Origin of the sequence: Microcystis sp. M079S1, from assembly GCF_020246425.1 — a bacterium.
In the GTDB taxonomy this organism is placed as follows: Bacteria; Cyanobacteriota; Cyanobacteriia; order Cyanobacteriales; family Microcystaceae; genus Microcystis; species Microcystis aeruginosa.
The window spans coordinates 26,448-35,764 of record NZ_JADBSZ010000038.1 but is presented as its reverse complement, the minus strand read 5'-3'; the positions used below and the strand labels follow the sequence as shown (position 1 = coordinate 35,764).

Here is a 9,317-nt window from a genome sequence, read left to right as displayed (position 1 = left end):
GTGGCATTCCGCTAAAGAGTACATAGCTAATCGAGAATTTGAAAATAAAGAAGAACTGGAAAAAGTAGTCAATCAGCTTTTAAATGAAGGGGGATTGATTATTAAATGGAGTAGAAAACTTAAAAATAAGGGTAATGCTGTTAATGTAACTTAAATGCGTAAAAGCTTATTACCGCGGTCGTTTCGGTGACGTTCGGGATCGAGTGAATTACAACACAATCCTTGCTGCTGTCCAGACAGGGTAGCATATGTACTAAAGCTAGACTGGACGATGAGAGCAATATGAACTACGCTAATCCGCTTCGCCGAGATTAGCGTTTCCAAAACTAATCTCAAAGATTTTGCGCTTTTGACGCTTCCTTTGGTGGACTTACCGTCTGATGCCAAATCCTGTTATAATAGGGGAAATAAAAACAAGGAGATAAAATGCCCAAGAAAGCTTACTTAGCCGAACATCTAAGTTCAGAGGAACTGAAAGATAGATACAGAAGCAGTCAAGACTCAGTAGAAACAAGAAGATGGCACTTATTGTGGAAAATATCCTTAGGATGGACAATCAAAAATGCGGCAGTAGCTGTGGGATTAGATTATCAATATAGTTTTAGAATTCTCAAAAGATATAATGAATTAGGAGAAGAAGGAGTTAAAAATCTCAAGAAAAAAAGTGTGGAACATCGGAGAGGAAAAGAACCTTTATTGAAGGAAGAACAATTGCAAAAATTAAAAGAAGAACTGAAAGAACGTCCTGCCGATGGAGGAATCTGGACAGGTCCGAAGGTGGCTAGATGGATAGAAAAGGAAACGGGACGAGAAAAAGTTTGGAATCAAAGGGGATGGGATTACTTAAAAAAAGTGCAGATATTCTTGTCAAAAACCGAGACCAAAACATAAAAAGAGAGACCAAGTTAAACCAAAAAAAATTAAGCATAATTTACCAGTAAAAGTCCAATAATTAAGAGATAAATTTCCCAATTCTCAGATAGAAGTCAAAAACTTTAAGTTGCCGAGGGAATCATGATCGATTTTCTACTTTGCTTATTCGCCAGAATTACAGCCAGCCGAGAGATTGTGGTCTCTAGTAGATGAACCCCTGGTTAATGAGCATTTTGAAACGATTGAAGAAATGGAAGAAACAATGACTAATGAAATTAAAAACTTGACTAGCTATCATTGGCTAACTTATGATTGATTGTTATCTGCTTTTTAAAACAGGATTTAGGATGATAAGCTGTACTGCATTTAAACTGCGTATGTATTGGGAATTTTAGTATAAATGCTCAAACTGCCTCTCCCTGATCCCTGTTACTTAACGAGTAATTTAGATAGTCAACAGCTTAGATAATGGATTTAAAAGTCAGACAGAGGAATAATTCCACAGGCTTGAATTTTGCTTAAAACGAGGTGAAGTTGCCACAATAACCAATTGCCAACTCTCCAGAAAGCCACGGAGTTTTGATTGTCAGAAGCTTCCGCAGATGGATAACAAAGATTTTCTTCAAAAATCAACCAATGAACGGGTAAATGACCGAGGGGAGAATTCGTATCTAATTGAAAGTTTAGTTGCTCATAATTGAGCCATTGACCCTGCTGCCGCCAACCTAGGCGATCGCCAAGTTTCTTTTGGGTTTCATAATCCACTAAACCACCGAGACTAGAGAAAATAGCTTGCTGAATACTAAAACCGAAATGACCATGACTATAATGAACCCAAAGTTGATCAATTTTTTTCAGTTCCGAACAAGGTAATTGAGCAATATCTTGAGGATAAACCTCATTCCAGTAGGTCCTACCCAAAATTTTCAATAGTAGTTTGGTCGTTTGGCGATCAGCCGCTTGCCACTGCTGCTTTCTTAGCAAATCTTGTAATTGATTATAATCAAGATCCGCTGATTCTTGAGTTAAGATATTTGGGGAAGTCTGGGGATTTTTAGAAGTAGAAGATTTGTGAAGATTGTTTTGAGTGAATTGAGAAACAACTATTGCCAGGGGAGTTTTTGGCATAGTGTCTTTTTGACAAGCCTCTTGTTCTGCTAAATGATGAGATAATTTATTGATGGTTTTTTCTAGGGAAATAAATTGTTCTGACCATTCACTTTCATTGAATAAGTAATCATTAAATTGATCAGAGGAAAAAGCATCTTTTAACCTTGCTTCTTTCTCGTAACCAGTCGCCAGAAAATTTAGCAAAAACTCAGAATTTATTGCTGAATCTGACGTTTCTAAGAGAGCAGGCTGAGGGGGAAAAATATTATCTACCAAATACTTAATTTCTCCAACTGTTGCATAAAATTCTTCATCCACCTTAATCACTTCTTCTATTAATAATTGAAAAGGCGCAAAATAGTCCTGTAAGTAGTTTTCAAAATTAATCGCATTTTGGGCAAGATCAGCAATTTCTTGGCGAACTCGTTGAGATTTGAGTTGATAATGATTTAATTCCTCATAAATTTTGAGTTCTTGAATAATTGCTTGCACAATTTTTTTCTGCTTTTGAGTATCCTCGGCTAATTTCTGAACTCCTTCCCCTAGTAATTTAGTTTTTCTCAACATCAAAAAAGATGTTTTTCCCAGTAGCAAAATTGCCCGAAAATTTTCCTGTTTTTCCAGCTTGAGTTGATTGAGAATATTTTGATTATTATTATTTTTAATTTCTAACTTTATTCTCTCGTAGTCTAAGATTTTCAATTCTTGATATTTTTGGGAAAATAAAATTTTGAGATTGTCACTGAGTTGGAGTAAAAAACGATAATATCCGTCTTGATAGATTTCTAGTCCGTTAATTAATAAATTATAGTCTTTAATTAATAACTGAGTCTCGATTAAGATTTCTTGTTGAGTAATTTTTTCTTTTCGTTTAATAATCTTACCAAAATAGTAATGGTAGCGAACTCCTTCTTGAATTAATTTCCGACGTTCCTTGATGATTTTCTGAAAATTTTTTAAGTATCTATTTTTAAAAACAGGAAGTTGATAGCTTTGCTCATAAATGGCAATTTTTTTATAGGTCATCAGATGTTGAGAGTTCCTATTTAGCATAGCTATCTTAGACCAAAAAATTCCTCAATACTTAGCAATAATCATCCGCTGCCCCCATCTCTGGCAAGAGGGAGCAATACCTAATTAAACATTTTCAACTTCAACAACAACCGGTTCATTTTCAATAACTGGTTCATTTTCAATAACTGGTTCATTTTCAATAACTGGTTCATTTTCAATAACTGGTTCATTTTCAATAACAACTGTTTGAGGACTTTCAGGAGTTGGCTCAGTTACCGTTTCTTGCTGCTTTACTGTCTGTTCTTGATGGTCAGTCAAGTATTTTTTGGTTTTTAATTTCAGGTCATCAGTCAGAGGTAAAGCATCAATTTCAGCCAAAAGTGTTTCCAGGGATTCTTTTTTACTTCGCTCAGTGTAAAAAGCATTCAGAACCGCTTCAATTCCGTACTGAGCAATCGCATCTCCTAAGACAGTAACCAACCCCATCGCTCCGATACCCAGAAAAACTACAAAGGGTTGTCCGAGGGTCACAATTAGCACGATGACAGCAATAATAGCCGAAGCTAAATAAGTACCTGCCACTTTTTTGATAATGTTATCGAGTTCCATAAAAATCACCTCAAATTTCTAGCGAAGGATTAGTTTAATTCTAAAGCAAGGTTAATCTGTCTGTTGATCGTCGTCAAGTAAAGCTTGAAGAAAAGGTTCAAGACTTTTGGGACGATAATCGGAAAAAGCCTTTAATCGTTTTACCACACTGTGATGAACAGTGACAACTTTTGTATTGAAATATCGCCATTGCTCACCTCCTAAGGACGACAATCCTTTAACAGTATTATCGAACTTGATGGTCGGGTCTAGTTTAATTTGGAATTCCTCAGATTCAGAGGTGGTTGAGTCAAACTCTAATCCCAATTTTTGGGCTTGATTAATCATCCATTGTAACGGGTAATCGGAAAGTCCTTGATATTCTTTTTTGCCACCACCTAGACAGGTATGTTCACCCACAAATAAAACTTCTTTGACAACTTGTTCGGGATTTTCTGGATTGGCTTTGATCGGAGTGGAAGGGAAGTTTTTACGTTTTTCATCAATGGCAACAGCATGAAAAGCATTCTGGATAATCGGACTTAGTTTTGTATTACTAAATTCATATTTTTTATGATAAAACTTAGCCAGGGGAAACCAAGGGGTTAAATCAGGAATACCAAAATTGCCAACTGTATCCCAACAACCTAACATCTTGACTGGAATGCGCTCTTGAAAATCTTCCTTTTCTGTCTCAATTTTTTTAGCATTAGCGGCGCGGAATTGTTGAGCTTTGGCACTATCAGAACTAACGGTGTGGTCTCGATAGAGTTGATAAGCCAGGGGAATTTCTTTAATCTTAGAGCGTTTTAGGATTCCACATTTATCGATAAAACTAGCCAAACAACGAACGATATATGCGCCTCGACTAAAACCTAACAAATAAATTTCATCCTCGGTTGTGGGATTGTAGTTAAGGACAAGAAAACGATAGGCATCTTGAATCATTCTATCAAGGCCCCAGCCAAAAGTTTCATTCCCTAAACTTTTAATAAATTCGTTATCTTCGGGGGTGCCAGAACCTGACAAAAAGACGATTTGGGGGGTTTGATCCTCGGCAATATACTTAATAGATTCGGCGAATTTAACCACATTGGTGGGGTAAGCACTGGTAGAGTCTTCCCAAGAACCATCACAGCAAATAATTAACCGTTTTTTCTGGTTTGAATAAGTGAGTATATCCGGTTGAAAAATTGCTGTTTCAGTAATCTCCTCAATTTTATTTTTGGGAAGAGCAGCTTCTTCGGGGATTATAATTGATTCTGGATTCTCTTCCTGGGAAAGTTCTTGATTTTCGGATGGAGCATCCTGTTCAATCACTTCTTCTTCTTCAAGGGAGTTAAAAATTTCGTTGACCATTGTTATCCTTTTCGCACTCCTTCTAGCTTTACTGCTAGTCTGAGTTTTTGATTTAGGGATCGAGGTCGGTTTAGAGGGAAGACTATCTAGTTGCCAGGTTGTCCCATAAAGAATACCATGATTGCTATAACTTGTTTGATCCTCGGCACTGCCATTGAGTGATAAATAAGTAACTAAGCCAAGGTCATCAACTAAGGGAGATTGATACATCGCTTTTTGGATTTCTTCTTGGCTACGCGCTTGATTCCAAACAGAAAGTTCTGCAAGACAACCTTGCCAATAATGAGAGAGATTAACAGAGGCTCCCAAGATGATTTTTTCAATCCCCGTTAAGGCACGGTTATGACCGTTGCCACGATGCCAAATGATACCATTGCGATAGATCAACATTCGGCCTGTGGTCGCATTTTTGACAAAGGCCCAATGAGTCCAATCACTATAATCCTTAAGCTTGACTTTTTTTTCAATTCGATCGAAACCTTCTTCATTTCCCGCATCCCAAAAAATCGCAGGTTTCACGGGATCGCCCCAAGGCAGGGTAATATGTAGAACCCGGTTATTTTCCTGATTAACAGCTTCTAAAAGAGTCGTTTCTGTAGCTAAATTATTTTCCCCTTTTGCCCAAAATGTAATGGTAATACTCTGATCGATGTCAAGAAATCCGTGGGATAGATCAATATGATCATCGATGCCATTAAATTTTAGTACAGAGCGTTGTTCAGCCATTGGTTTTGTCATCGACCGGGGGAGAAAGGGGTAATCAGGGGTTCAGGGACTCTGACTAATAAGAGATTGATTTATCTGTCATGATTTCCCAGAATGCTACCGCCTAGCTTAACACATTTTAGTTATCTAGCGATATATATATAAATAAATGTGTAGGAGTCAACGACTAATATTCCAGAGCCGGCACTTGCTGTGGCGAGAAACTCAGAGGAGTTGACCCCAATCTCTATCGCCATCAATAGGCTTTGGAGGGATGCTCATGGCTGATTGACATCCCTCCCCGGGCCGGTTAACAGCAAACCCTAGGTACTTATTGTAACTCTGACCAAATTCCGCGGCAGCGCTCTACAATTAGTCCCTGAAAAATTAATTGGGTTGCGGGATGAATCTCTACTTTATACAGAGCAAAAAGACCTGTTGGACTATTTAGATTTAACTCCCTTCGCGTTAGAGATAAGGCTTTTGTTCGGTGCATTTCCACCGCTTTTAGTAAGCCTGGATAACTAATATTACGCAGGGCCAATTGACCATTTTTTGTTAGATAAATGGCATCATTTTGCAAGAGATATTCCAAACTGATCAAACTAGCGTGGACATCCACATCTTTTTCTAAACCCCCTAAACGGTGAGCATCTAAACCAAAGCGAATGCAGAAATTAACAGCGACTAATTTTCCCGCTTCTTCGGCAGGTAAAGCACAATCGGCAAATTCAAACCCTAAACTATCTGAGCGCCACTCCTCGACTCCGGCATAGGTATAGTTTTGAAACAGTTTATTTTTGAGTTTTAAGTCAAATCCTAACCCACTAGCATGACCCGCTTCATGGAATTGGGTATCGAGATGGCGATAGCGTTCACCATTAATTTGATCCTCCAGGGGTCCTAATAGCAAATCGGCCGTTTCTGGCTCAAAAATTTTTCGGATACATTCGTAGCTAGAACCAGAAAAGCGTCGTTTTTGCTCACTGGCATTATTTAAAGCTGGTCCTTGAACACTATTGGGAAAAGTCCACCTATGGGGAACGATAAAAGCCTCCCCCTTTTCACCTTTAACCGTGCCACAACTAGCAATTTCAGTAAAGGACAAATTTCTGGGAATCGGTTGTCTTAGACTGCCAAATTTTTCACGAGTCAAGCTTTCTAGTTGTTCGATAGAAGGTTGACTATTTTGGTGAATTTTTCCGTAAATTGCACTCAACGTGAGTTGTCGTTCTCCCTGACGATTGATGCGATAGGGAGCAATCATCAGAAAATAACCATTTTTGCCGATAAAATTCAGATTAATGAAATCTTCTGATAAAATGCTCCAGTCGTTGGTTTCTAAAGCCGCTGCTGTTTTCCAGAGCCACTGAGCCGGAACTTCACAGCTATCTGCTTCCTGTTGACGCAGTTTTTTCGCCGCGATTGCAATTTTATTTTGCTCGATATCTTGGACGATTTCTTGGAACAACTGTTGTTGATTAACCAGGGTTTGATTCATTTTTTGGGTAGCTAAGTTGGTGTAATGGTTTAACGTTGTTTTTTGACCCGTCTCTCATCGGCTAAACTCTTAGCCATTTTAAGATTTTAGGGTCTTTGTCATAGCGATAGGTCAGTCCATCTTTCCCCGTAATTGATTTTCCCTGACTGGCTTTGCTTCTAATGCTACTAAGGGAATAGTCGCTTAATTCCTTCATTTGTGCATGGGAAAGTCCCTCTTCGACTTCTGTTAAGATTGTTGTCGTTGGCGATTCGGGGGGGGGTTCCCCGGCAGAATTGATTTTAGGATTGACCTCGGTTTCCTGATTCGGTAAATCTTCGAGCCTATCTTGAGAATTATCGACAGAAATATTAATAATTTCTTTCACTTTTTGTCGGCGATATTCCTCCACTGTAAGCAGTTGCCAATGGGAATTACTAGAGAGTTCTAAAACCCATTGATGATAGTTAAAGAGACTTTCCCGATGTCCGACACTAATAAAAGTTGTGTGAGTTTTCTGCAATTGCCGATATAAATTTTCCTCATTGTTTAAGTCCAAAGCACTTGTGGCTTCATCTAGGATAGTAAAACTGGGACGGGTAATCAATACCCTAGCAAAAGCCAAACGTTGTTGTTCTCCCAGGGACAAAATGTTTTCCCAAGGCTCTTCTGTATCAAAGCTATTGACTCGATTTAGTAAATTTTGGAGATTGACTTCTTGCAAAACTTCCCTCAATCTTATCTCATTGGTTTCTTGATTACGATTGGGATAAAGTAACTGTTCTCGCAAGGTTCCTAAAATTATATAGGGACGTTGGGGCAGAAACAATACTTCTTCTAGGGGGGGGCGCACTAATCGGCCTGTGCCTGCATTCCATAAACCGGCAATTGCGCGTAGCAAGGAACTTTTACCCCGACCACTCGGACCGACAATTAATAAACCTTGTCCTGGCTGAACAGAAAGGGAGAGGTTTTCGACAATTACCTGTTCATAATCGGGGGTTTGCAAGGTGACATCTTCAAAGGAAAATTGGTTTTCTTCGATAGTTGTAATCGTGCTTAAATTTTCCGGTTGTTTAATGACTTCTTCTAAGGCTTGGGAAAATTGCGATAGACGTTCAACATAACTGCTAAATTGTGCCGAAGTGCCAAATTCACTAATTAATTCCGCCAGCGCCGTAGCAAACAAATTAGCCGCTAAACAGGCTTGCCCGACCTGTCCGAAACTAATGCCCTCACTATTGATATACAAAGGACCCAAAATGACAAAAGTAAATACTTGAATTGCCGCCTGATAGCCCCGACTAAAAATTTCTGTGCCTCTCTCCCAATCAATTTTACGTTTAGCACTGTCTAAGAGTTTATTAAATCGCCGCTGAATAATATTTAATTCCTGATTTTCTCCCTCAAAGAAAGCGATTGACTCCGCATGATTACGAATGTGGGTTAGAGCATAATTGTAGTTAGCCTTAAGTTCTAATTCTTCTTGAGTAATTTTATTTAAGGCTTGGTTAAAATAGATAGCAATGACGTTACCGAGAATTGTCCAAACGACTAAGATAATGGCTACAGAGGAAGAAATTGACCAGAGAATCACTAAAAAAGTGATCATATCTAGGACATTTTCCAGGGCAACGGCAAAAAAGGAGAGAGCTTTACTGGTAATCGGCTCAATTTCCTGGGATAAACGCTGATCTGGGTTGTCGATATCGGATTTAAAATTAATTCTGTAATAGGCGCGATTATGCAAATATTTGTTGAGAATCCAGTCATTGAGCCAAGCATACCAATCCAGGGCGATTCTTTTCCTGAGAAATTTAAGCAAGCCAACTAAAAGGGTGACAAAGAGCAGTCCAACCGCAAAAACTACCAAAGTTTTGACAAATTTATCAAAATCATTTTTTTCAAGGATGACATCAACTAAGTAATTACTAACAAAGCTATTGAAGGCATTTAATCCCACAACTCCTAGGATTGCCCCGATTAGTAGGATGAGCATTGCCCAAGCTTGAATCACATCGGCAAAAGTCCTTCCCCCCGATTCAGTAGGATACCAATAGGGAGCAGCGATCAGCTTGACACTGTGCCAAAATTTGCTGACATCGGAGATAATATTAGTCGTCGATCGATCTTGAGGGACTTTGGCGGACATATAGCATTTATATTTGAGTTGTGGACATTTTGCTGG

Annotated in this window: 7 protein-coding genes and 1 pseudogene; 2 read left to right on the top strand and 6 right to left on the bottom strand. The window is 38.7% G+C overall.

Going from position 1 to position 9,317, the window contains the following annotated elements; translation table 11 throughout:
- A pseudogene (locus tag IM456_RS02250) lies at nucleotides 1-154 on the top strand (IS630 family transposase); the annotation flags it as partial.
- On the opposite strand, the gene IM456_RS02245 reads toward IM456_RS02250, so the two are convergent.
- Entirely contained in the window at nucleotides 151-324 is a 174-nt protein-coding gene (locus IM456_RS02245) for a hypothetical protein (protein WP_172970557.1), read from the bottom strand. The pseudogene IM456_RS02250 and the gene IM456_RS02245 overlap by 4 nt on opposite strands.
- A gap of 102 nt (nucleotides 325-426) precedes the next feature.
- Here IM456_RS02245 and IM456_RS02240 point away from each other — a divergent pair, with 102 nt between their 5' ends.
- A complete protein-coding gene (locus IM456_RS02240; protein WP_149988060.1) occupies nucleotides 427-891 on the top strand; it encodes a helix-turn-helix domain-containing protein in 465 nt (154 codons plus the stop codon).
- Nucleotides 892-1,347: 456 nt separating this feature from the next.
- Here the strand turns inward: IM456_RS02240 and IM456_RS02235 are convergent, their stop codons facing one another.
- From IM456_RS02235 to IM456_RS02215, 5 genes are all read right to left on the bottom strand, one after another.
- Nucleotides 1,348-3,009 carry a GUN4 domain-containing protein gene (locus IM456_RS02235; protein ID WP_149988059.1) on the bottom strand — a complete coding sequence of 554 codons (1,662 nt, stop codon included), beginning with the start codon at nucleotides 3,007-3,009 and terminating at the stop codon, nucleotides 1,348-1,350.
- A gap of 111 nt (nucleotides 3,010-3,120) precedes the next feature.
- Nucleotides 3,121-3,606 (bottom strand): hypothetical protein, encoded by a 486-nt coding sequence (locus IM456_RS02230; protein ID WP_149988058.1) that lies wholly within the window; start codon nucleotides 3,604-3,606, stop codon nucleotides 3,121-3,123.
- A 51-nt stretch (nucleotides 3,607-3,657) separates the two neighbouring features.
- On the bottom strand, nucleotides 3,658-5,670 hold the full coding sequence (locus IM456_RS02225; RefSeq protein ID WP_149988057.1) for a phospholipase effector Tle1 domain-containing protein: 2,013 nt from the start codon (nucleotides 5,668-5,670) through the stop codon (nucleotides 3,658-3,660).
- A gap of 310 nt (nucleotides 5,671-5,980) precedes the next feature.
- The gene (locus tag IM456_RS02220) at nucleotides 5,981-7,150 is read right to left on the bottom strand and encodes a DUF6014 family protein (RefSeq protein ID WP_287693120.1); all 1,170 of its coding nucleotides are present in this window, start codon (nucleotides 7,148-7,150) and stop codon (nucleotides 5,981-5,983) included.
- A 61-nt stretch (nucleotides 7,151-7,211) separates the two neighbouring features.
- Nucleotides 7,212-9,281, bottom strand: coding sequence for an ABC transporter ATP-binding protein/permease (locus tag IM456_RS02215; protein WP_287693119.1), 2,070 nt, complete (start codon nucleotides 9,279-9,281; stop codon nucleotides 7,212-7,214).
- Nucleotides 9,282-9,317: the final 36 nt, after the last annotated feature.

Bases quoted from the DNA above. Each gene is read 5' to 3' on its own strand.
- IM456_RS02240 (WP_149988060.1), top strand. From the start codon at position 427: ATGCCCAAGAAAGCTTACTTAGCCGAACATCTAAGTTCAGAGGAACTG.
- IM456_RS02235 (WP_149988059.1), bottom strand. From the start codon at position 3,009: ATGACCTATAAAAAAATTGCCATTTATGAGCAAAGCTATCAACTTCCT.
- IM456_RS02230 (WP_149988058.1), bottom strand. From the start codon at position 3,606: ATGGAACTCGATAACATTATCAAAAAAGTGGCAGGTACTTATTTAGCT.
- IM456_RS02225 (WP_149988057.1), bottom strand. From the start codon at position 5,670: ATGGCTGAACAACGCTCTGTACTAAAATTTAATGGCATCGATGATCAT.
- IM456_RS02220 (WP_287693120.1), bottom strand. From the start codon at position 7,150: ATGAATCAAACCCTGGTTAATCAACAACAGTTGTTCCAAGAAATCGTC.
- IM456_RS02215 (WP_287693119.1), bottom strand. From the start codon at position 9,281: ATGTCCGCCAAAGTCCCTCAAGATCGATCGACGACTAATATTATCTCC.